Here is a 21,679-nt window from a genome sequence, read left to right as displayed (position 1 = left end):
GTGCAGGTGACCCCGACCCGGCTGCGGAGCGTGATGTCCCGGTTCGCGACCGGGGTGACCGTGTTCACGACCGCCGGCGAGCACGCCCACGCGATGACCGCGAACGCGTTCACGTCGGTGTCCTGCGACCCCCCGCTGGTGCTCGGCTGCGTCGCGCAGTCCGCGCGGATGCACGAGCTCCTGGCCCCCGGCGCGTGCCTCGGGGTGTCGATCCTGTCCGTCGACCAGGAGCCGATCGCCCGGCACTTCGCGGACCGGCGCCGGCCCCTCGGCTGGCGCCAGTTCCACGACCTGTCCTGGTGGTGCGGCCAGCGCACCGGCGTCCCGCTGCTCGCGGGCGCCGCGGCGTGGCTCGAGTGCCGGGTCGAGGCCGTCCACCCGGGCGGCGACCACGGCATCGTCGTCGCGCAGGTCCTCGCCTGCGGCGAGGGCGCCCCGGGCGCCCTGACGTTCGTCGACGGCACCTTCCGCCCCCTGCTCGCCCCTACCCCGACGCGCTGAGGTCGAGGGTTCGGAGCGGAACGGGCTCCGGAAACCCTCGACCTCGCGTGAAACCCTCGACCTCAGCGCCCGCGACGGGGGGAGGAGGGGGGTCAGGGGAGCGTGAGCGTGCCCGCGACGAGCGTGACGCCGTGGGGGGAGGGCCCCGCCACCAGGGCGTCGCGCAGGTGCGCCTGGAACGCGGCGAACTCCGGCAGGTCGCGGAGCACCGGTTCCACCACCGGGTCGAGGACGTGCGCGAACGTCCCGGTCCCGGTGACGTGCGCCGACAGGTAGCGGCCGGCGTGGCCGCGGGCGCCGATCGCCGCGACGACGTCCCGGACCACGGCCTTGGTCGCCTCGACCGCGTCGTCACGGACCTGGTAAGTCATCACCTTCAGCGCCGGCGCCTCGTCGGTGCCGGGGGTCGCGTGGCTCATCGTGGCGCCCCGCTCAGACGGCGTCGACGCGCGGCTTGAGCGGCTGCCGGCCGGTGCCCGCGGGGCCCCGGTAGGCCTGCGCGACCTCGAGGTACGACCACGCCTCGGGACCGATGGCGTGCAGCACCAGGTCGTCCGGGTGCCGGCGCCGAGACGCCAGCAGGGCCAGGTCGACGGCCTCGCCGCACACGATGTTGGTCGCGCCGAAGTCCCCGGCCTCGACCGTGCCCCCCGACGGCAGGCTGACCGCGAACCGGAAGCTGCCGCGCGGCTCCTCGAGCCCGCGCGCCTGGTACCCGAACGCGAGCGTCCGGTGGATGAACGGCACCAGGTGCCGGACCCGGTCGGTCCGGACGACCTCGCGGCCCACGGCGTCGGCGACGTCCTGGCCGTGCGCGAACAGCTCCAGCATCCCGGCGGCCGTGAGCACGGAGACGGGCAGCGGGTTCACCAGCCACGGCACGACGTCGTCGGGGGACCGGGACCCGAGCGCGCGCCCGGCCTGGTCGACGGCGGCGTCGAACCGGGCGAGCACCTCGTCGGGCGACCCGGTGTTGAACATCCCGAGCGCGTGGTTCACGGCGGCGTCGAAGCCGACCTCGGCCGCGGGGGCGGTCATCCCGGCGAACCGGTCGGCGTCGGAGGCGGCGGTCGCGGCGAGCGTGAACACGAACGCGAGGTGGGCGACCTGGTCGCGGACCCGCCAGGGCTCGGCGGGCGTCACCTGCTCCCACGCGGACGCGTCGAGCGACGCCACCAGCTCGCGGAAGGCGGCGGCCTCGAGGAGGAAGTCGTCGAGGACCTCGGGGTTCGCGGTCATGGCCATACCTCGCTTCGATGAGACGACGTGACCTGGTCAGTGAACCCGCGGGCCCGCGGCCGGACACCTCCCGGTGTGCGCCCTTGGCGACCGGGTCACCGAGTGTCCGGCCGCACCCCGTGCCGGTGCAGCGGGCGGGCGCCGTCGGCGACGGTGACGGACCCGGACGCGCCCCCGTGCAGCGCGACCGCGGCGAGGTGGTCGGTGTCGCCCGGCAGGTCGATGTCCCGCAGCGCGAGCCGGGCGGGGTCCGGCAGCAGACCCCCGGTCCGCAGCACCGCGGCCGGGGCGTCGGCCCGGGCGAGCAGCAGGTCGTCCCGTGGCGCGAGCAGCCCGGTGCCCACCGCCTTGAGCACCGCCTCCCGGCGCACCCACGACCGGGTCAGCGACCGGGCGTCCCACCCGCCCGGCGGGCGCTCGCCGGCGGGGACGGCGCCGTGCAGGTCGTCGAGCAGGGCGCCGACCGCGGCCACCGCCTCGACGTCCACGCCCACCTCCACGTCGCCCACCTCGTCGTCGCCCACCTCGTCGTCGCCCGCCCCGGGGTCGTCAGCGGTGACGACCGCGAGCAGCACCCACGCGCCGGCGTGCGCGACCGAGAACGACGGCCCCCCGGCGGCCCGGGGCCGCCCCGGCGCGGCCTCGCCGGGGCCGTCGACCCGCAGCCCCACCGCGCGGGCGGGCACCCCGAGCGCGTCGCCGAGCACCGACCGGGCGAGCGCGCGCCCGGTGACGAACCGGTCGCGGTCCGCGGCCCGGTGGAACCGGTCGGCCCGGCCGACCTCGGCGGGCGTGAGGAGCGCGACGCCCCCGCTGCCGACCGGCAGCGGGGGCGTGCACCAGACGACGACGTCCGTCGTCGCCCCTCAGCGCTTGGTGATGGTGACCGTGACCGGGTCGCCGAGGTCCTTGCCGAGCGCCTTGCGCACCTTGGCGTTCAGCGACACCATGTGCCCGCCCGTGCCGGTGACCATCGCCCCGACGTTCTCGAGCGTGACGTCGTCGACCTTCGCGTCGACCTTGACGGTCTTGCCGGTGCCGAAGAACTCGGCGGACCCCGGGATCTCCACGCAGGTCCACATGTCGCCCTTGACCTCGACGCCGATCGTCGTCTCGAAGCTCATCTGCTCAGTGCTCATGCCGTCCAACGTACCGGCGGCACCCCGTGCGGGGGCGGGGGAACGGGGTGCCGGCGCAAGTCAGGAGATCGCGCCGCGCCGCCGCCTCGCCACGCTGGTCGTGGGCCGGGCGTCCCGGTCCCCACGCGGAGGAGCGAAGATGACGCAGACGACCGCCGGCCCGGCCGCCGTGCCCGGGCTGCCGAGCGCGGGTCCCCTGATGCGGGCCCTGCGACGGCACCACACGTCCTGCCTGACCGTGTTCGCGGTGATCGTCGTCGCGCACTGGGCCGAGCACCTGGTGCAGGCGTTCCAGATCTACGCGCTCGGCTGGCCGACCAGCGAGGCGCTGGGCGTCGTCGGCCTGTGGTTCCCGTGGCTGATCCGCGCCGAGGTGCTGCACTACGCCTACGCGATCGTCATGCTCGTGATGCTGTGGCTGCTGCGCGACGGGTTCACCGGCGCGGCGCGCCAGTGGTGGATGCTCGCGTTCGGCCTGCAGTTCTGGCACCACATCGAGCACCTGCTGCTGCTGCTCCAGGCGACCTTCGGGTTCACGCTCGGCGGCGGCCCGGTGCCGATGAGCCTGCTGCAGTTCTTCGTGCCACGGGTCGAGCTGCATCTGTTCTACAACACGATCGTGACGGCGCCGATGGTGGTCGCGATGGTGCTGCACCTGCGCGCGCGGTCCCGGGCGGGCCGGTGACCGCCTCAGGCGCCGCGGCGCGCCGCCTGCTCGCCGTCGTCCTCGCGCTCGTGGCGCTGACGCTCGGCGGCGCCGGTGCCGCGAGCGCGCACACGACGATCGACCTGGTCGACCCGACCGACGGCTCCCGGCTCACGTCCGCCCCGGAGCAGCTCCGGGTCCGGTTCGGGGAGTCGCTGCCGCTGCGCGACACGAGCGTGCGGCTGGCGCTGTCGTCGGGCCGGACGCTCGCGGAGGGGCCGCTGACCTCGGACTCCACCGAGCCGGCGAGCGACGAGGGCACGTTCGCGGTCCCCGAGGACCTCGCCACCGGCAGCTACATCGTCACGGTCACGGCGCGCGGGTCGGACGGGCACACCCTGTCGGAGGCGTTCGCGTTCACCGTGGGGGACGCCCCGCTGGTCCGCGCGGAGGGGGCGACGTCCCCGACCGACTCCCCGGGGCTGATCGCCCTCGCGGGTCTGGCGGGGTTCGTCACCGCGGCGGGACTGGCCGCCCTCGGGTTCGGGTACGTCGCGTCGTGGTGCTGGCCCGAGGTGCTGCGCCGCCGGCTGGCGCGGCGGATCGCCGCCGCCGGCACCGGCCTGGTCGCGCTGGGGTCGCTCGCGGACCTGGCGGCGCTGTGCTGGGCGCAGGGCGTCGGGCCGGTCGGGGTGCTCGGCTCGCAGGCGGGCCGGCTCCTGCTGCTCCGGGTCGTCGGGCTGGTGCTCGTGGTCCTCGCGGGCCGGGCGTTCGCCCGGGTCGCCACGACCACCGGCACGGCGCGTGGCACCCGGCAGAACCTGCTGCTGATGGCCGCGGTGCCGCTGCTGCTCGGGGTGGTCGGGTCGTCGCACGCGGCGGGCGACGCCTGGAGCCTGGTGACGCTGCTCGCGGGCTGCGTGCACGCGGCGAGCATGGCGCTGTGGCTCGGCGGGCTGGCGTGGCTGTGGCTGTCCTCCCGGGACGACACCACCCCGACCGTCGCCGCCGCCCGGTTCTCGCGGACCGCGACGGCGTGCGCCGCGACGGCCGTCGGCACCGGGGTGTTCCTCGCCTACCGGCTGACCCAGGGCGGGTCGTGGTCGGTGCTGGCGTCGGGCTACGGGGTGCTGCTCGCGGTGAAGGTCGCGCTGGTCGCGGGGCTGCTGCTGCTGGCGCGCCGGACCCACGGCGCGCTGCTGGCGGTGGACCGCGCGGAGTCCGCCGGCGACGGGACCGGGGCGCCACCGCCCGGCAGCGGGCCGGGACCGGGGTCGGTGGCCGTGCTCGCGCCGACGACGACCGCCCGGCTCCGCCTGACCACGGCGCTGCGCGCGGAGTCGGTCGCCGGGATCGCGGTGCTCGCCGCCGCGGGTCTGCTCACCTCGATCGGACCGGGCGCGTGACCGCCCCGACGGCCCGGCCGGCGCCCGTCGGCGTGCCCGTCGCGACGCCCGCGACCACGACCGCGGGTGGGCCGCGCGCTCGGACCGTCGCGGGCGTGCTCGTCGCCGTCGCGGCCGGCGTCCTGGTCGCGGTGCTCTGGTCCTACGAGTTCGTGGACGACGTCGTCGGCGGCTCGATCACCCGGCTGGTGCTCGGCGCGGACCGGGCGGTCGACCCCGGGCTGGTCGGCGCGCTGGTGTTCGCCGTCGCCGCCGGCCTGGCGGGCACGTTCACCGCCTGCAACATCGCCTGCTTCGCGTCGATCGGGCCGCTCGCCGCGCGGTCGGGGTCCACGGGGGCGTCCCGGGGCGCGCTCGTCCGGCACGCCGCGGGGCAGCTCGGCTGGCTGGCCCTGGGCATGAGCGCCGTCGCCGCGGTGTACGGCGCGGTCGTGATCGCCGCCGGTGACCGCGCGCCGATGCTCAGCGACGCCACCGTCGCGGGGATGCCCGCGCGGCTGGCCCAGGCCTCGGCGATCAACGTGCTGTTCGGGGTGGGCCTGGCCGTGGTCGCGTCTCGCTACCTCGCGGGTCGCCCGTCACGCAGCCGGCTCGGGGTGCTGGGGCTCGGGGCGCTGCTCGGCCTGCTGGTGGTCGGCCGCCCGTTCCCGATGTTCCGGGAGGTGCTGGACCACGTCGTCGCCGCGGGCCCGCTCGCGGGCACCGGCATGCTCGTCCTCGTGGTGCTCGGCAACCTCGCGGTGGTCGCCGTGGTCTACCTCGCGTTCGTCGCCGTCGCCGGTCCGGCGCTCCAGCGGTTCGTGCTGCGCCACCAGCGCGGCGTGCTGCGGGTCAGCGGGCTGCTGCTGCTCGCGCTGGCGGCGTTCTCGGTCGCGTACTGGGGGCTGCGCATCCCCGCGATGTTCGGCCTCGGGTGGTTCCCGTCGGTCTGACGGCCGGGTCGCGGGGGTGCGCAGCCGCACCTCAGCCGCGGATCACGCCAGCGTGGCGGTGTCGATCACGAACCGGTAGCGGACGTCGGAGCGCAGCACGCGCTCGTAGGCGTCGTTGACCTGGTCGGCGGCGATGACCTCGACCTCGGGGGCGATGCCGTGCTCGGCGCAGAAGTCGAGCATCTCCTGGGTCTCGGCGATCGAGCCGATGCTCGACCCGGCGAACGAGCGCCGGTTGCCGAACAGGGTGAACACCTGCACGGGCAGCGGCTCCGGCGGGGCGCCGACGGACACCAGCGTGCCGTCGAGGCGGAGCAGCCGCAGGTAGGCGCCCAGGTCGATCGGCGCGCTCACCGTGTTGACGATGAGGTCGAACGTGTTCGCCAGCGTCTCGAACGTCGAGGCGTCGCTGGTGGCGTGGTAGTGCTGCGCGCCGAACCGCAGGCCGTCCTCCTGCTTGGACAGCGTCTGGGACAGCACGGTCACCTCGGCGCCCTGGGCGGCGGCGATCTTGACGGCCATGTGCCCGAGCCCGCCCATGCCGACGACCGCGACCTTCTTGCCCGGACCGGCGTGCCAGTGCGCGAGGGGCGAGTAGGTGGTGATGCCGGCGCACAGCAGCGGGGCCGCGGCCTCGTAGGGGATCGCCTCCGGGACGCGCAGGACGAAGTCCTGGTCGACCACGACGTGGGTCGAGTAGCCGCCCTGGGTGATGGTGCCGTCCCGGTCGACCGAGGCGTACGTCTGCGTGTTGCCGCGCAGGCAGTAGTTCTCCATGCCGGCGAGGCAGTTCTCGCACTCGCGGCACGAGTTCACCATGCAGCCCACGCCGACGCGGTCGCCGACCTGGTGCTTCGTGACGTCGGCGCCGACCTCGACGACCTCGCCGACGATCTCGTGGCCGACGACCTGCGGGTACGTGATGGGACCCCAGTCGCCGCGGACGGTGTGGATGTCGGAGTGGCAGACGCCCGCGTAGCGGATGGCGATCAGCACGTCCGCGGGGCCGACGTCGCGCCGCTCGATGGTGGTGGGGACGAGCGGCTCGGTGGCCGAGGGGGCCGCGTAGGCCTTGACAGTGAGCACAGTTCTCCAGTCGGTGTGGTGCGAGGGGGTGGCCTCCAGCAGAGCACGCCGGGCCACCACGCAGACAGACCCTGCCAGTACACCCCTCGTCTCACCACCCGCCGAGGTAGGCCTCCAGGTCGGGCTCGTCCGGCAGGGCCACCACGTCCGACGTCGTCACCGCGACGGCCGGGAACAGCGCGTCGTCCCCCCACCTGCGGCACCGCGCCCGCGCGCGCCGGGACACGACCCGCAGCAGCAGCCCCCCGGCCGGGTCGCGGAGCGCGACCTCGCGCAGCCCCTCGGCCGTGACGCGCGCCACGGCGTCGGCCACCGCGGCGCCGCGGACCAGCACCGGCTGCTCCAGGACGACCTCGACGCGCACCCGGTCGAACCGCGGGTCCGCGGGGTCGGGCCCGTCCGGGTCGACCGCGACCGCGCCGGGCACCGCCGCGCACACCGAGTCGAGGCCCACGAACCGCTGCGCGGCGCTCGCGGGCGGTCCCGGCGCGCGCACGACCACGTCGGCCCGCGCCGGCGCCAGCCCGCGCGGCCGGGAGCCCGGGACCGGCACCAGGTCGGCTAGCCGCAGCGTCTCGGCGTTCTTCGCCGCGCGCGAGGCCACGTCGCCCCGCCCCGACCAGTCGGGCCCGTCGTGCCAGGCCACCGCGGCCGGGACGTGCGCGAGCACGGCGCCGGCGAGCCACGCCCGGTACGCCCACTCCCAGTCCTCGCCGCCGTAGGACGTGAACCCCTCGTCGAACCCACCGGTCTCCGCGAAGAACGCCCGGGTGCACGCGATCGTCGCGCCGATCACGTACCGGTAGGAGCGGTCGTCGGCGTCCAGCAGGTCCCGGCTGCGGCGGTACGCGTCCACCAGCCACGCGGGCTCGGGCAGCGCGTGCGCGGGGCCGAGCCGCTCCACCGGGTCGTCGACGGGGGTGCCCGCGAGGTCGGCGTGCCGGCGGCGACCCACCGTCACGGCGTCGGCGGCGAGCGCCGGGAGCCGGGTGAGCTCGCGCAGGTACGCCGGCTCGGGGGTGGTGTCGGCGTCGAGGAACACGAGGACGTCGCCGCGGGCGTGCGCCGCCCCGAGGTTCCGGGCGGCGGCGAGCCGGAAGCCGCGGTCCGCCTGCCGGACCAGCCGGACGCCGTCGGGCACCCGCGCGGGCCGCGGGGAGCCGTCGTCGACGACGACCACCTCGGTGCGGTCGGCCGGGTGGTCCTGCCGGGCCAGGGCGTGCAGGGTGCGGTCCAGCTCCGCCTGCTGGTCGTAGTGCGCGACCACCACCGTGACGCGGGGCGGGGAGTCCGGGACGACGCCGTCGAGCAGGTCCCAGCGGTTCCCCGGCAGGGCCACCCCGGCGGGAGCGGTCCGGCGCCCGGGGCCGCTCACGCGCCGGCCCACCAGGTCCGGTACGCCGCGGCGACGTCGGCGAGCGTCGGCGCGAGGTCCGTGCCGGGAGGCAGGGCCGTGGACGCCGGGTCCCGCCAGGCGTGCACCAGCGCCTCCGGCAGCAGCCCGGGCGCGTAGGGGGTGAGGGTGCCGGGCCGCAGCGCCGCCATCTCGCGGGCGTACCGGGAGCCCACGACCAGGGGCCGGCGGCCCTGCTCGCCCCAGTCCAGCAGCGTGCGGGACGCGGACAGGTGCTGGTGCGCGGCGACGGGGATCCCCGGGCCGCGCAGCGCGGCGCGGAACGCCTCGTCGTCGAGGCTGCCCGTGACCCGCAGGTCGACGCCCCGGCGGTCCGCCTCCGCCCGCAGCGCGTCGACGTCGCGCTCGTGGCCCGCGGACGGGCCGCCGACCGCGACCACCGCCACCTCGGCGAGCGCGTGCCCGGCGGCGCGCAGGCGGTCCGCGGCCACCGCGACCGCCCGCACCACGTCGTCGTGCCCCTTGCCGGGGTAGACGTAGCCGGCCACGAGCGCCACCAGCGCGGCCGGGTGCGCGTCCCCGAGGGCCGCCGAGGCCGGGGCCGGTGCCGTGGCCGACGCCGGGGACGCGCCGAGCGGGATCACCGCCACCGCCCGGTCGGCCGGCACCACGTCGTGCTCGACCAGCAGCAGGGCCTCGTGCCGGCTGTTCACCACGACGCCCGCCGCCGCAGCCGCGACGCGGGCGTAGCCGGACACCCGCCGCGGCAGGTTCACCACCCCGTCGGACGGCTGCGGGACGTCGTGCAGCGTGACGGTCAGGCGTGTGACGTCCGCGACCCGCTCGACCAGCGCCGCCGCCTCCTCGGGCCCGCGACCCAGCAGCCGGTCGGTCACGTGCAGGTGCACCCGCGGGTACCCCGCCGCGACGCCGACCAGCTCGGCCGGGTCGCTGACCTGCACGACCGTGGCGTCGGGGTCGAGCAGCCGGACCTGGTCGGCCACGTCGCGGGCGTAGCGGACGACGCCGTGGCGCGCCGGACCGGTCAGCAGGAGGGCGGGCGGGTCGGCGGGGGACACGGCGGTCATCGTCGTGGAGTCGCGGGAGGTCGGCAACAGCGCCACACTGCGCCTACCCCCTCGTCGCGGTGCTGCTGGAGCCCAGCGGCCGGCACCGGTCGGCGCGCGGGCCGACGAAGGACGAGATGACGCACCTGCTGACATCGACCCTGGGCGAGGACCACCCGGCACCCGTGCCGCCCGCGACGCCCGCGGTGCGCGTCGTCGCGGTCCCGGCGGCCCACCCCTACGTCGCGCGCGTGACGGCCGCGTCCGGCGTCACCGTGCTGCCCGACCCGCTGCCCGCGGGGGCGGAGCCCGGCCGCTGGTGGCCGCCGGTGGCGCTCGACCCGGCCTGGGTCGCCGCGCACGCCGCGGACGCGGACCTGCTGCACGTGCACTTCGGCACGGAGTCGTTCACCCCGGAGCACCTGGCGCGCACGCTCGACGCGGCCCGGACCGCCGGGTGGCCGGTCGTGCTGACCGTGCACGACCTGGACCACCCGCAGCTGACCGACCAGGCGCCGTACGCGGCGCAGCTCGACGTCCTGGTGCCCGGCGCGGACGCGGTGCTCACGCTGACCGACGGCGCGGCGGCGGAGATCCGCGCGCGCTGGTCGCGCGAGGCGCTCGTGGTGCCGCACCCGCGGCTGCTCGCCGACGGGGCCGAGCCGGACGCGGCCCCGGCACCCGACCGCGCGGTGCTCGTCGGGCTGCACCTCAAGGACCTCCGGCCGAACGTCGACGCGGTCGGCGCGACCCGGGCCCTCGCGGCGGCCGTCGCGACGCTGACCCGCTCCGGCCGACCGGCCCGCGCCGAGGTGCGGCTGCACCGGCAGGTCCGGGACGCCGCGGCGCGCGACGCCGTCCGGGCGGTCTGCGCCGCGGCGCCCGGGGTGGAGCTCGTCGAGCACGACCGGCTCGACGACGCCGAGCTGGCCGCGTCGCTGGCCCGGCTCGACGCCTGCGTGCTGCCCTACGCGCACGGGACGCACTCCGGCTGGCTCGAGCTCCGCTGGGACCTCGGCGTGCCGGTCGCCGCGCCCGCGGTCGGGCACTACGCCGACCAGCACCCCGACGGGTCCGTGGCGTCGTTCGCGCGCGACGGGTCGGACGGCGGCGCCGCCGGGCCCGGCGCCACTCTCGCGGTCGCGTTGACCGCGCTGCTCGACCACGGCACGGCGACCCGCCCCGGCACCCCCGCGCGCGCCGACCTGGTCCGGGTCCGCCGGGCCCGCCGACGGGCCGACGACGCCCGGGTGAGCGCGGTCCACGCCGACCTGTACCGCCGGCTCGTCGCCGGGCGTCGCCGGTGAGCGCCCCCGCGCCGCTGCGCGTCCTCGTCGTCGCCCCGCTGCGGTTCCCGATCCGCCAGCCGCACGCGGGCGGTCTGGAGTCGGCGGTCTGGAACGAGGTCCGGGGTCTGCGGGACCGCGGCCACGACGTGACGGTGATCGCCGTCGCCGGGTCCGACGTGCTCGGCCCCGGGCCGGACGAGTTCGTCCTGCCCACGCTGGACTGGCCCGCGGGCGCGCCGACCAGCGACTCCCGCTACCCCTCGGGGTCGCTGGCCAGGTCCGTCGCGGCGCTCGACCGGGCGCTGGACGTCGTCGCGCGCGCCCCGTACCGGTACGACGTGATCTCGAACCACTGCCTGCACGGCCTGCCGCTGCTCCGGTCCGCGGGCTCGGCGTGCCGATGGTCTCCACCCTGCACACGCCCGCCGAGCCCGAGCTCGTCGCCGCGGCCCGCGCCGCGGCCGGGACGAGCCGGTTCCTCGCGGTCAGCGAGCACACCCGGGCGGCGTGGGCGCGCGCGGGCGTCCGCTCGACGGTGCTGGGCAACGGCATCGCGCCGCTGGACTGGCCCGCGGGTCCCGGCGGGCACGGGCTGGTCTGGTTCGGTCGGCTCGTCCCGGAGAAGGCGCCGCACCTCGCGATCGAGGTGGCCCGCGCGGTCGGCCGCCCGCTGACGATCGCCGGCCGGGTCGGCGACCAGGCCTACGCGGAGCGGCACGTGCTGCCGCACCTGGGCGACGACGTCCGGTACGTGGGCCTGCTCCGCCGGGCCGACCTCGCCGACCTGATCGGCCGCAGCGCGTGCGCCCTGGCCACGCCGGTGTGGGAGGAGCCGTTCGGGCTGGTCGGACCGGAGGCGCTGATGTGCGGGACGCCCGTCGCGAGCTTCGCGGCGGGCGGGGTGCGGGAGATCGCCCGCGTCGCCACCGGGATGCGGACCGCGCCCGTCGGGGACGTCGGGGCGCTCGCGGCCGCGACCCGGCGGCTGCTGGACCGCACCGCCGCCGAGCCCGACCTGCGCGGCCGCGTCCGGGCGGCGGCACGCCGGCACTTCTCGCTCGACGCGCGGCTCGACGCCCTCGAGCGGGTGTTCGACGGGCTCGTGGGCGACCGGTACGCCACGGCGACCGGGCTGACCGGGCTGACCGGGCTCACGGGGCTGACGGCATGACCCGGCCGACCGTCGCGTGGTACGTCCACCACCACGGCCTCGGCCACCTGGGCCGGCTGCGGGCGGTCGCGCCGCACCTGGACGCCGACCTGCTGTGCCTCAGCACGCTGCCCGAGCCCGCCGGCCTGCCGGACGGCTGCACCTGGGTCCGGCTGGACCGGGACGACGACCTCCGCCCCGGCGGGCCCGACCCCGCGCGCGCGGACCCGACCGCGAGCGGGCTGCTGCACTGGGCGCCGCTCGGGCACGCCGGGCACCGCGCGCGGCTCGCGCGGATCGCCGCGGAGGTGGCCGCCCGGCCGGTGACCGCGTTCGTCGTCGACGTGTCCGCCGAGGTCACGCTGCTCGCCCGGCTGCTCGGCGTGCCGCCCGTGGTGGTCGCCCAGCCCGGGACCCGCGACGACGAGCCGCACGCCCTGGCCCTGCGCGCCGCGGTGCGCGTCGTCGCGCCCTGGCCCGCGGGCCTGGTGCCCGCGCCGCACCTGGACGCCGTGGCGCGCAAGGTCGTGCACACCGGCGGCATCAGCCGGTTCGAGGGCCGGGTGCCCGACGCCGGCCCGCGGTCGGGCGTGCTGCTGCTGGCCGGACGCGGGGGCACGGAGGTCACCGGGGCGCAGGTCGACGCGGCGGTGCGGGCGACGCCCGGCCGCACGTGGAGCCTGCTCGGCTCGCCCGGCGGCTCGCCCGGCGGGGTGCCGGGCGCGGGAGCGGGCCGGTGGGCGGACGACCCGTGGGACGAGCTCACCGGCGCGGGCACCGTCGTGACCTGGGCCGGCCAGGGCTCCGTGGCGGACCTGGCCGTCGCCGGCGCCCGGGCCGTGGTCGTGCCCCAGCCCCGGCCGTTCGACGAGCAGGTGGCGACCGCCCGCGCGCTCGACGCCGCCGGGCTCGCCGTGGTGGAGCCGACCTGGCCGGACCCGGCGCGCTGGCCCGAGGTGCTGGACCGCGCGGCGGCGCTGGACCCGGACTGGTCGCGCTGGCGGACGGCCGGAGCCGCGGCGCGGGCCGCGGCGGCGATCGAGGACGTCGCCCGCGGACGGCTGCGGTGACCGGCGCGCTCGCGGGCTCGGGCGCCGCCCGCGCGGTCGTGACGCTCTGCTCCGGCCCGCGGGTCGCGCACCTGCGGCGCCAGCTCGCGGCCCTGCGCGCCGTCCCGCGGCTGGTCACCGTCGTCGTCTGGGTGGGCGACGACCCGCCGCCGGCCGACCTCGGCGCGGACGCCGTGCTCCGGGTGCCGCCGGGTCCGCACGGGCTGCGCCTCGCCGCGGCGCGCAACGCCGGCGCCGACCACGCGGTGCGGCTGGGTGCGGACCTGCTCGTGCTGCTCGACGCCGACTGCGTGCCCGGGCCCGCCCTGCTCGACCGGTACGAGGCCGCCGCCGCGACCCACGGCTCGGCGGTGCTGTGCGGTCCGGTCACCTACCTGCCCGCGGGCGCCGTGGTCGACGACCCGGCCGCGCTCGTCGCCGCGACCCGGCCGCACCCCGCGCGCCCCGCACCCCCCGACGGCGCGGTGCTGACCGCCCGGGACGACGAGTACGACCTGTTCTGGTCGCTGTCGTTCGCGCTCACCGCGGACCGGTGGCGGGACGGTCCGCGGTTCAGCGAGCGCTACGAGGGCTACGGCGGCGAGGACACCGACTTCGCGGCGTCGCTGCGCGCGGCTGGCGTCCCGCTCGCGTGGGTCGGCGGCGCGCACGCCTACCACCAGCACCACCCGACGAGCTCCCCGCCCTGGCAGCACCTCGACGACATCCTGCGCAACGGCGCGACGTTCGCCGACCGGTGGGGGCGCTGGCCGATGGAGGGCTGGTTGCGGGCGTTCGCCGAGCACGGTGCGGTCCGGTGGGACGGCCGGACCTGGCGGCGGACTCAGGCCTGAGGGGCGGCGTCGCGTCGGGCCGGGCCGAGCAGCGCGTCCGCGGCGGCGAGGACGTCCGGCGCGACCGCGTCCGCGGTGTACGCGTCCGCCCCGGCGCGCGCCCGGGTGCCGATCGCCGCGGCCGTCGCGGGGTCGGCGAGCAGCGCGTCGACCGCCGCGGCCAGCGCCGCCGGGTCCGCGGGCGGGACCATCCGGGAGTCCACGCCGTCCGTGCAGAAGTCGTCGTAGCCGCTGCCGGTCGTCACGACCACCGCGCTGCCGATGGCCTTCGCCTCCAGGGCCGCGTTGCCGAATCCCTCCCACCGCGACGGGCAGAGCGTCACCGCGGCCTCGCGGACGCCGCGGTAGAGGGTGTCGTCGTCGACGTGCCCGAGCCAGGTGACCCGGTCCCGCGCGCCCGGCGGCAGGGCGGCGAGCAGCGCGGGCCGGTCGGGCTCGAACCGCCGGTCGCCGCTCGCGCCGGCGAGCACCAGGCGGGCCGTGGGGTGGCGCTCGGCCACGTCGGCGAACGCCGCGAAGGCGTCCGTCACGCCCTTGCGGCGCTCCAGACGGCCCAGGAACAGCACCACCGGCCCGTCCGCGGGCGGCCAGCCCGGCGGGAGCGGCGCGACCTCGGCCGCCGCGCGGACCCGCTCCACGTCGATGCAGTTCCGGACCACCCGCGCCGGTGGCAGCGCCCGGAACCGGCCCTCGGTCCAGCGCTGCATCGCCCGCGAGATCGGCACGAGCCCCGCCGACCTCCGGACCTGCCGGTCCTCCAGCGCGATCTGCAGGGCGGTGACCAGCGCGCCCCGCAGCCCGAAGGAGCGGAGCGTGAACCCGGAGACCTCCGTGGTGAGGCGGGTGCTCGTCGCGAGGTTGGTCAGCAGCGGGGCCCGGCGTGGCAGGGCGACGCCGAGCGCGCCCCACTCGGGCAGGAGCACCCGGTCGTAGGACGCCGCACGGGACGCGCGCCGCACCGCCAGCGCCCGGCGCAGCAGCGCGACCGGGCGGGGTCCGCGGGACGGGCGGCTCGCGGGCAGCAGGTGCACCGGGCCGAGGTCGGCGACCGCGGGCAGCGGACCGTCCGGGAGCACCAGCAGGTCGACCGCGGCGCCCGCGCGGGCGAGCGCCGGCAGCAGCGACGCGTAGTGCCGTCCGATGCCGCCGGTGTACCCGGTGAGTCCGGCGTACTCCGTGACGGCGACGAGCCACCGCCCGCGCGGGGCGGGCACGTCGGGGTCGGGTGACTGGTCGTGGGGCACGCCCCATGGTCGCCGAGCTGGGCGGTCCCCGCAGGTCAGGACCTCCGTCCCCTATCGCGGGGCCCCGACCTGCCGATCGGGGGACCGAGGGCGCACGCCCGCCGTCGTCGTGCCCTCCGCCCGACCCCGCCCCGAAGGGACCCCCTGTGCTGCGACCGACCCGGATCCTGCTGCGCGACGGCGAGTCCCGTGCGCTGCTGCGCGCCGTCGACCTGCGGGGGCACACGGTCCGCATCGAGGGGACGGCGGCGAGCCTGCGGGTCGAGGACGCGAGCACGGAGACGCTGCTGGTGGACGCGCCGATGGCCCAGCTCGAGCTGATCGACGGCGAGTCCATCCACTACACCGGCGCAGGCCGGATCATGGACTCCCGCGAGCTGCGCTACCTCCGGATCACCCTCGAGTTCGCGGAGCCGACGGAGCGGTCGCTGCCCCGCGCGCCGCGCTGACGGCTCCGGCCGCGCTGACGCCCCGCACGGCGCGGTCGAGCACCCCGAGCAGCACGGCCTCCTCCTCCGGCGTCAGGTCGCCGAGCATCGCGGCACGGGTCGCCTCGACGTGCGCGGGGAGCAGACGGTCCACCAGTGCGCGGCCGGCGTCGGTGATCGTGGCGACGACGCCGCGGTCGTCGTCGGGCGACGCCGCGCGGGTGCACAGGCCCCGGCGCTCCAGCGCGGTCACCTGGTAGGTCAGGCCGCTGCGGCTCAGCAGCACGCCGTCGGCGAGCTCGGACATCCGCAGCGCGGGGCGGTCGGTGGCGTCGAGGCGCACGAGGATCCGGAACTGCACGTAGGTGAGGTCGCCGGCTGCGCGCAGGTGGCGTTCGGCGGCCTGCTGGAGCAGGGCGCTCGCGTCCAGCAGGGCGAACGCGGTGCGGAGCTGCTCGAGCGGGCGGCGGGTGGTCACCGCACCAGGCTAGTCCTTCGAAACCGAACGACCCTGGGCTATCGTGGCCAGGTCGTTCGAATTGGAACCACCGTGGAGGCCGCCCGATGCCCGAGACCATCCGCACCGTCGTCGTGACCGCCCCCGGCACGGCCGAGGTCCTGGACGCGCCCCGACCCGCGGCCGGCCCCGCCGACGCCCTGCTGCGCGTGCGCGCCTGCGGCGTGTGCGGCTCCGACGGCTTCTACATCCACCGCGGCGGCATCCCGCCCCGGGAGGGCGCCACCCCCCTGGGCCACGAGATCGCGGCCGAGGTCGTCGAGGTCGGCGCCGGCGTCACGGGCCTGCGGGTGGGCGACCACGTCGTCGTCGACCCCACCGCCGCGCGCAGCGGCATCATCGGCAACGGCGGCCCCACCGGCGGTCTCGCCGACCTGCTGCTGATCGAGGACGTGGTCGTCGGCGTCAGCCTCGCCGTCGTCCCCGACGAGGTGCCGTGGGAGGTCGCCGCGCTCAACGAGCCGATGGCCGTCGCCAAGCACGCCGTCAACCGCCTGCACCCGGTCGCGGGGGAGAAGGCCGTCGTCTTCGGCGCCGGGCCCATCGGGCTCGGCGCGCTGATCGACCTCACCCGGCGCGGCCTCGACGTCGTGGTCGTCGACGTCGTCCCCTCGCGGCTCCAGAAGGCCCGCGAGCTCGGCGCGTCCGCCGTGGTCGACTCCGCCCGCGAGGACCTCGCCGCCCGGCTGATCGAGGCCCACGGCGACGCACCGCTGCGCCCAGGCGACCACCGGCCCGGCACCGACGTGTACCTCGACGTCGCCGGCGCGCCCGCGGTCATCGAGTCCGTGCAGCGCCTCGCCAAGCACGGGGCGCGGCTCAGCGTCGCCGGCGTGCACAAGCAGCCCGTGCCCGTCGACCTCGGCGCGCTGCTCAGCACCGAGATCACCATCAGCCTGTCCCGCGGCTACCCGACCGAGATCTTCGAGGTCACCCAGGACATCGTGGCGGACTGGCGCCGGTACGAGCGGATCATCAGCCACCGCGTCCCGTTCGAGCAGGTCCACGAGGCGCTGCGGCTGGCGAGCACCCCCGGCGCGGCCGAGAAGGTCGTCGTCGTCCTCCCCTGACCCGAGAGGTCCCCGCATGGCACTCAGCACGCTCGACCCCGGCGCGGCGCTCGTCGTCGTCGACCTCCAGCTCGCCACCGTCGCCGGCCCCACCGTGCGCCCGACCGCCGACGTCGTGCGGCGCTCCGCGGCGCTCGCGGCGGCGTTCCGCGCCGGTGGCCGAACCGTGGTGCTCGCCGCCGCCCGGCTCGACGCCCCGCCCCCGGGTCGGACCCAGGTCGGCGGCGGTCGCCCCCCGGTGCCGGCCGCGGCGCTCGCGCTGGTGCCGGAGCTCGACCCGCAGCCCGGCGACCTGCGGGCGGAGCACCACGGCTGGAGCGCGTTCGGCGGCACGACCCTCGCCGACGACCTGCGTGCCCGGGGCGTCGCCCAGGTGGTGCTGGTCGGCCTCGCCACGTCGTTCGGCGTCGAGTCCACCGCCCGGGCGGCGTACGACGCCGGGTTCCACGTGGTCGCGGTGGTCGACGCGATGACGGACTTCAGCGACGAGGCGCACGCGCACACGACCGGCCGGGTGCTGCCCGTGCTCGGCGAGACCGCGACGACCGACGAGGTGCTGGCGGCGCTCGCGGGCTGATCGAACACCCGTAGGGTTCTCCCTACAGGGTGTAGGTTGTGACGCATGACCCGCGCCGGACTCACCCCTGCCGTCGTCGTGGCCGAGGCCGCGGCGGTCGCCGACGAGCTCGGCTTCGACGCGATCACCGTCTCGGCCGTCGCCCGCCGGCTCGGCGTGCAGAGCGCGAGCCTGTACGCGCACGTCCGCGACCGCGGCGCCCTGCTCGACGGCGTCACCGCGCTCGCGATGGCCGAGATCGCCGCCCGGATGGCCCCGGCCATCGCCGGTCGGTCCGGCCGGGACGCCCTGCGCGGGTACGCCGACTCGTACCGCGACTACGCCCGGGAGTTCCCCGGGCGGTGGGCCGCGCTGCAACGCCGGGCCGGGCCCGCGGCCGTCGCCTCGACCGCCGCGGTCGACGTCGTCGCGCTCACCGACGCCGTCCTGCGCGGCTACGCGATCCCCGACACGGAGCGCGTGCACGTCGTCCGGCTGCTCGGCGCCACGATCAACGGCTTCGTCACCCTGGAGCAGATCGGCAGCCTCGACCACCGCGCACCCGCCCCCGAGCAGTCCTGGGACCGCGCGGTCGACGCCCTCGACCTGCTGCTCCGCACCTGGTCCGCCCTCCCCGCGAAGGACACCCCCGCATGATCGACACCCCCGTCACCCCCGACCTGCTGCACGGCGCCGCCGAGGTCGAGACCACCGACCGCGGCCTGCGCCCGCACCGGCTGCCCGCGTGGGTGCGCCGGCAGTTCCCCGACGGCCAGCTGCTCGGGATGGAGGTGCAGCCCGCCGGCGTGCGGCTCGAGGTCGCCACCACCGCCCGGACCCTCGAGGTCGTCGTGCACCCGCAGCGCATCGCCTACGTCGGCGCCGACCGGCCGCGCGGCGCGCTGGACCTCGTCGTCGACGGCGTGCTCGTGGCGTCCGACGTCCTCACCGGCGGCGACGCGGTCGAGGTCGACCTGCGCACCGGCGCCACCGCGTTCGTGCCGGGCGAGGCCCACACCGCGACGTTCGCCGACCTGCCCGCGGGCGAGAAGCGCCTCGAGGTCTGGCTCCCGCACAACGAGCAGGTCGAGGTCGTCGGCCTGCGCGCGGACGCCCCGGTGCGCGCGGTGGCGTCGACCCGCCCGCGGTGGGTGCACTACGGCAGCTCGATCAGCCAGGGGTCCAACGCCGCCACCCCCGCCGGCACCTGGCCCGCCGTGGCCGCGCGGCTCGGCGGCGCGGACCTGCGCAACCTCGGGTTCGGCGGCAGCGCGGTCGTCGACCCGTTCGTGGCGCGGGTCGTCCGGGACACCCCCGCGGACCTCATCAGCGTCAAGGTCGGCATCAACGTCGTGAACCTCGACGCGATGCGGCTGCGCGCCTTCGTGCCCGCGGTGCACGGGTTCCTCGACACCATCCGCGACGGTCACCCCGACGTCCCGCTGGTGCTCGTGTCGCCGCTGTTCTGCGGGATCCACGAGGACGCGCCCGGCCCCGGCGTCATCGACCCCGCGTCGATCGGCACCGACCAGATCCGGTTCGGCGCGGCCGAGGGTGCCGACCTCGCGCACGGGCGCCTGACGCTGCGCGTGATCCGCGAGGCGCTGGCGGACCTGGTGGAGCGCCGGGCCGACGACCCGCACCTGCACCTGCTCGACGGCCTGGACCTCTACGGCGCGGCGGACGCCGAGACGCACCCGCTGCCCGACGCGCTGCACCCCGACCCGGCGACGCACCGGCTGATCGGGGAGCGGTTCGCGGGCTGGGCCTTCGGGGCCGGCGGGGCGTTCGCGGGCACGCCGGCGGGCTGACGACGCCCCGCGGGGCGCCGTCCGGTCAGAGGTAGCCGCCGGTCCCCGAGTCGGCGACGAACGGCTTCGGGCCGGCGGCGGTGCCCCGCAGCAGGACGGCGCCCGGCTCGGACGCGTGCCGGACGAGCAGCCAGCGCAGCCCGGTCGCCGGGCAGGTCCGGACCACGGACGCGTCCCCGAGGTCGACGCCGTCCAGGAGCCCGTCGTCGCCCGCCTCCAGGTGCTGGGCGGCGTAGCCCTCGGCCACCTCCCCGCGCAGGTGGGAGGCCTGCCAGCACGCGCACCGCTGCAGGTCGACCAGCTCCTGCTCGCGTGCGCGCGCCTCGGACCGCGCGGCCTGCCGGACCAGGTTCCAGCGGCGCAGCCGTCCCATCGCCGCGGGCGCGCCGATCGCACCGACGATCACCGTCGCCAGCACGGACAGGTCCAGCACGCGGCTCTCGCCCAGCTCGACGCCGGGCGCGACGGCCTCCGAGACGAGGACCGTGACGAACAGCGCGGCGATCACCCCGACCGCCCCGGCGAGCACCGCGAACGCGACCCGTGCCGCGCGACGGCCGAACGTCGCCCTGGTCCGGCGGCGGATCAGGCGCGCGGCCTGCTCGTCGACCTCGCCGAGCTGCGGCATCGTCCGCGGCCGGGTGCGGAATGCCCCGAACCAGAGCGTCGGGACACCAGCCGCGACGACGGCCACGGGCAGGTGGATCAGCGCGGTCGCGGCCACGAGGAGCGCGGAGCCCACCAGCGCGACCAGGAACGGCATCGCCGCCGCCAGCCGGGCCACCCGCAGCGGGATCTGACGACGGAGCGCGCCGATGGCGGTGCTGCCCGGACGCAGGTCGGCGAGGGTGTCGAGCAGGAGCAGGGCCGCCGCGCCGTCCTGACGGCGGGCGAGGTCGTCGACGACGCCCTCGACGACGACGGTGTCGCGGTCGGCGCGCGGCTCGACCTCGAGCAGGGCCTGGGCCACGTCGAGCACCGTGGCGGCCACGCGCCCCGGCTCGCCGCCGCGCTGCCGCAGGTGCGCGACGGCCCGTCGCCGGACGGAGAACGGCGTGCGGTGCGCCGGGAGGCCGAGCGCGGCGTCGTCGGCGAGCGTCAGGTCGCCCGCCTGCTCGGCGGCCGCGGCGACGAGGTCCGCGTGGACCGGGGCGTGCGAGGGCGGCAGCGTCGCGCCGAACCGCAGGAGGGCGCCGCGGGCCTCGGCGTCGCCCTGTGCGGTCCAGCAGGCCAGCGCGACGACGTCGGCCCAGCCGCGCGGCTTGTCGACGAGCAGCTGCGCCCGGTCGGCGTCCGGGAGGAGCGCCAGCGCGTCCGCGGGGCGGCCGAGGACGAGCAGCAGGCGCGCGCGCTGGGCGGTCCGGGCCGCCTCGTGGTCGGCGGGGACCGACGCGAGCAGCCGCTCGGCCACCGCCAGGGCGTCCACCTCGTCCGCGGCCGTCGCCCAGGCGGACCGGAGCTCCGCGGCGTCGTCCAGGCCGGTGGGCTCCGAGGGCGGGGCGGTCGAGGTCACGGGGAGCACTATGGCGTTCGTCGGTCCCCGCGCGCAGCCCGTTGGTCCACCCCACCCCGCGAATCGCCCGGATGGCCCACCCCCCACCCCGCCCCCCACCCCCACCCCGCCCCCGTCCCCACCCCCGCACTCGGCCCCCCGCGAGGGCGCACGCGACACCACGAGGGCGCACGCCACGACGTACGCCCTCGTGGTGTCGGTTGCGCCCTCGCGTCAGATGAGGGCGCGGCGGTCCACCGGGGCAGGGGGGTGGGGGGCGTCCGGGAGGTGGGGGCGCGGGACCGGCAGGCCGGCTCGTAGGGATGCCGGGACGTCCAGCACCCGCTGGTTGCGGCTGCCGCGGAAGGCCAGCCCGAGGTCCCGCTGGGCGAGCTCGAACCGGCCGTCGACCAGCACGTCCACCTCGGCGAGCAGCGCGGCCTTGTCGTCGTGCCCGGCGGCGGCCCAGTCCAGCAGCTCCTCGAACCGGTAGCCCGTCCAGCACCAGACGTCGCGGGCGTGGCCGTGCTCGGCCCGCAGCCGTCGCACGACCCGCAGGCAGACGGCGGTGCTGAGGAACGGCTCCCCGCCGAGCAGCGACAGGCCCTGCACGGCGGGGTGGGCGAGGTCGGCGGCGATCCGGTCGTCGAGGGCGTCGTCGAACACGGTGCCGTACCGGAACGACCACGCGGCCTCGTTGAAGCAGCCGGCGCAGGCGAACGGGCAGCCGCTGACGTACAGGCTGCACCGCACGCCCTCGCCGTCGACCATGACGAACGGCTTGTAGTCGGCCACCCGGTCCTGGCTGAGGCGTGCGGACCGCCAGTCGGGCCGCGGGTCGCGTGCCAC

24 protein-coding genes are annotated in these 21,679 nt (G+C 77.5%); 13 read left to right on the top strand and 11 right to left on the bottom strand.

The features are described 5' to 3' along the window. Positions 1–501 (top strand): flavin reductase family protein, encoded by a 501-nt coding sequence (locus AC1VL8_RS02840; RefSeq protein WP_389232121.1) that lies wholly within the window; start codon positions 1–3, stop codon positions 499–501. Positions 502–593: 92 nt separating this feature from the next. Here AC1VL8_RS02840 and AC1VL8_RS02835 read toward each other — a convergent pair whose 3' ends face one another. The 4 genes from AC1VL8_RS02835 to AC1VL8_RS02820 all read right to left on the bottom strand — a co-directional run bounded on the left by AC1VL8_RS02835 (position 594) and on the right by AC1VL8_RS02820 (position 2,879). Continuing rightward, complete coding sequence (locus AC1VL8_RS02835) at positions 594–920, bottom strand: hypothetical protein (protein ID WP_483074054.1); 327 nt, start codon at positions 918–920, stop codon at positions 594–596. Positions 921–933: 13 nt separating this feature from the next. After that, complete coding sequence (locus tag AC1VL8_RS02830) at positions 934–1,740, bottom strand: maleylpyruvate isomerase family mycothiol-dependent enzyme (protein ID WP_483074053.1); 807 nt, start codon at positions 1,738–1,740, stop codon at positions 934–936. 95 nt (positions 1,741–1,835) lie between these two features. Beyond that, positions 1,836–2,447: a 4'-phosphopantetheinyl transferase family protein gene (locus tag AC1VL8_RS02825; protein ID WP_483074052.1), complete on the bottom strand. Its 612-nt coding sequence runs from the start codon at positions 2,445–2,447 to the stop codon at positions 1,836–1,838. 159 nt (positions 2,448–2,606) lie between these two features. Continuing rightward, a complete protein-coding gene (locus AC1VL8_RS02820; RefSeq protein ID WP_483074051.1) occupies positions 2,607–2,879 on the bottom strand; it encodes a DUF1905 domain-containing protein in 273 nt (90 codons plus the stop codon). Between the two features lie 139 nt (positions 2,880–3,018). Between AC1VL8_RS02820 and AC1VL8_RS02815 the strand changes: the two genes are divergently transcribed. The 3 genes from AC1VL8_RS02815 to AC1VL8_RS02805 are packed head-to-tail and all read left to right on the top strand — an operon-like array spanning position 3,019 to position 5,863. After that, positions 3,019–3,564 (top strand): hypothetical protein, encoded by a 546-nt coding sequence (locus AC1VL8_RS02815; RefSeq protein WP_483074050.1) that lies wholly within the window; start codon positions 3,019–3,021, stop codon positions 3,562–3,564. Then, positions 3,561–4,931 (top strand): copper resistance CopC/CopD family protein, encoded by a 1,371-nt coding sequence (locus AC1VL8_RS02810; RefSeq protein WP_483074049.1) that lies wholly within the window; start codon positions 3,561–3,563, stop codon positions 4,929–4,931. The genes AC1VL8_RS02815 and AC1VL8_RS02810 overlap by 4 nt, the downstream gene beginning before the upstream one ends. Then, positions 4,928–5,863: a hypothetical protein gene (locus tag AC1VL8_RS02805; RefSeq protein ID WP_483074048.1), complete on the top strand. Its 936-nt coding sequence runs from the start codon at positions 4,928–4,930 to the stop codon at positions 5,861–5,863. The genes AC1VL8_RS02810 and AC1VL8_RS02805 overlap by 4 nt, the downstream gene beginning before the upstream one ends. 42 nt (positions 5,864–5,905) lie before the next feature. On the opposite strand, the gene AC1VL8_RS02800 is transcribed toward AC1VL8_RS02805, so the two are convergent. From AC1VL8_RS02800 to AC1VL8_RS02790, 3 genes are all read right to left on the bottom strand, one after another. Further along, positions 5,906–6,949, bottom strand: a complete 1,044-nt coding sequence (locus AC1VL8_RS02800; RefSeq protein ID WP_483074047.1) for an NAD(P)-dependent alcohol dehydrogenase — start codon at positions 6,947–6,949, stop codon at positions 5,906–5,908. Between the two features lie 91 nt (positions 6,950–7,040). Continuing rightward, positions 7,041–8,324: a glycosyltransferase family 2 protein gene (locus AC1VL8_RS02795; protein ID WP_483074046.1), complete on the bottom strand. Its 1,284-nt coding sequence runs from the start codon at positions 8,322–8,324 to the stop codon at positions 7,041–7,043. Next, positions 8,321–9,418, bottom strand: a complete 1,098-nt coding sequence (locus AC1VL8_RS02790) for a hypothetical protein (RefSeq protein ID WP_483074045.1) — start codon at positions 9,416–9,418, stop codon at positions 8,321–8,323. Before AC1VL8_RS02790 ends, AC1VL8_RS02795 begins: the two co-directional genes overlap by 4 nt. A 32-nt stretch (positions 9,419–9,450) precedes the next feature. On the opposite strand from AC1VL8_RS02790, the gene AC1VL8_RS02785 reads away from it, so the two are divergent. From AC1VL8_RS02785 to AC1VL8_RS02770, 4 genes are all read left to right on the top strand, one after another. Further along, the gene (locus AC1VL8_RS02785) at positions 9,451–10,677 is read left to right on the top strand and encodes a hypothetical protein (protein WP_483074044.1); all 1,227 of its coding nucleotides are present in this window, start codon (positions 9,451–9,453) and stop codon (positions 10,675–10,677) included. A 382-nt stretch (positions 10,678–11,059) separates the two neighbouring features. Then, on the top strand, positions 11,060–11,830 hold the full coding sequence (locus AC1VL8_RS02780; protein ID WP_483074043.1) for a glycosyltransferase: 771 nt from the start codon (positions 11,060–11,062) through the stop codon (positions 11,828–11,830). Further along, complete coding sequence (locus AC1VL8_RS02775) at positions 11,827–12,879, top strand: glycosyltransferase (protein WP_483074042.1); 1,053 nt, start codon at positions 11,827–11,829, stop codon at positions 12,877–12,879. Before AC1VL8_RS02780 ends, AC1VL8_RS02775 begins: the two co-directional genes overlap by 4 nt. After that, positions 12,876–13,712: a glycosyltransferase family 2 protein gene (locus tag AC1VL8_RS02770; RefSeq protein ID WP_483074041.1), complete on the top strand. Its 837-nt coding sequence runs from the start codon at positions 12,876–12,878 to the stop codon at positions 13,710–13,712. Before AC1VL8_RS02775 ends, AC1VL8_RS02770 begins: the two co-directional genes overlap by 4 nt. Here the strand turns inward: AC1VL8_RS02770 and AC1VL8_RS02765 are convergent. After that, complete coding sequence (locus tag AC1VL8_RS02765; RefSeq protein WP_483074040.1) at positions 13,703–14,956, bottom strand: glycosyltransferase family 4 protein; 1,254 nt, start codon at positions 14,954–14,956, stop codon at positions 13,703–13,705. The two genes, AC1VL8_RS02770 and AC1VL8_RS02765, sit on opposite strands and share 10 nt — an antisense overlap. Positions 14,957–15,102: 146 nt before the next feature. Between AC1VL8_RS02765 and AC1VL8_RS02760 the strand changes: the two genes are divergently transcribed. Next, on the top strand, positions 15,103–15,405 hold the full coding sequence (locus AC1VL8_RS02760; protein ID WP_389232074.1) for a hypothetical protein: 303 nt from the start codon (positions 15,103–15,105) through the stop codon (positions 15,403–15,405). On the opposite strand, the gene AC1VL8_RS02755 is transcribed toward AC1VL8_RS02760, so the two are convergent. Next, the gene (locus AC1VL8_RS02755) at positions 15,350–15,862 is read right to left on the bottom strand and encodes a MarR family winged helix-turn-helix transcriptional regulator (RefSeq protein ID WP_389232071.1); all 513 of its coding nucleotides are present in this window, start codon (positions 15,860–15,862) and stop codon (positions 15,350–15,352) included. The two genes, AC1VL8_RS02760 and AC1VL8_RS02755, sit on opposite strands and share 56 nt — an antisense overlap. An 86-nt stretch (positions 15,863–15,948) precedes the next feature. Here AC1VL8_RS02755 and AC1VL8_RS02750 point away from each other — a divergent pair, with 86 nt between their 5' ends. From AC1VL8_RS02750 to AC1VL8_RS02735, 4 genes are read left to right on the top strand one after another with little or no spacing between them, the layout of a single operon-like run. Beyond that, positions 15,949–16,971, top strand: coding sequence for a zinc-dependent alcohol dehydrogenase (locus AC1VL8_RS02750; RefSeq protein ID WP_483074039.1), 1,023 nt, complete (start codon positions 15,949–15,951; stop codon positions 16,969–16,971). A 16-nt stretch (positions 16,972–16,987) separates the two neighbouring features. Next, the gene (locus tag AC1VL8_RS02745; protein WP_389232065.1) at positions 16,988–17,548 is read left to right on the top strand and encodes a cysteine hydrolase family protein; all 561 of its coding nucleotides are present in this window, start codon (positions 16,988–16,990) and stop codon (positions 17,546–17,548) included. A gap of 45 nt (positions 17,549–17,593) precedes the next feature. Then, the gene (locus AC1VL8_RS02740) at positions 17,594–18,184 is read left to right on the top strand and encodes a TetR/AcrR family transcriptional regulator (protein ID WP_389232062.1); all 591 of its coding nucleotides are present in this window, start codon (positions 17,594–17,596) and stop codon (positions 18,182–18,184) included. Continuing rightward, positions 18,181–19,338 (top strand): GDSL-type esterase/lipase family protein, encoded by a 1,158-nt coding sequence (locus AC1VL8_RS02735; RefSeq protein WP_483074038.1) that lies wholly within the window; start codon positions 18,181–18,183, stop codon positions 19,336–19,338. Before AC1VL8_RS02740 ends, AC1VL8_RS02735 begins: the two co-directional genes overlap by 4 nt. 25 nt (positions 19,339–19,363) lie before the next feature. Here the strand turns inward: AC1VL8_RS02735 and AC1VL8_RS02730 are convergent, their stop codons facing one another. Next, positions 19,364–20,851, bottom strand: coding sequence for a hypothetical protein (locus tag AC1VL8_RS02730; RefSeq protein WP_483074037.1), 1,488 nt, complete (start codon positions 20,849–20,851; stop codon positions 19,364–19,366). 213 nt (positions 20,852–21,064) lie between these two features. Next, positions 21,065–21,679, bottom strand: coding sequence for an anaerobic ribonucleoside-triphosphate reductase activating protein (gene nrdG / locus AC1VL8_RS02725; RefSeq protein WP_483074036.1), 615 nt, complete (start codon positions 21,677–21,679; stop codon positions 21,065–21,067).

The sequence above is a fragment of the Cellulomonas sp. KU4C genome (assembly GCF_056868065.1).
The sequence above is the reverse complement of the archived record's forward strand: the minus strand, read 5'-3'. Positions and strand labels throughout refer to the sequence as shown.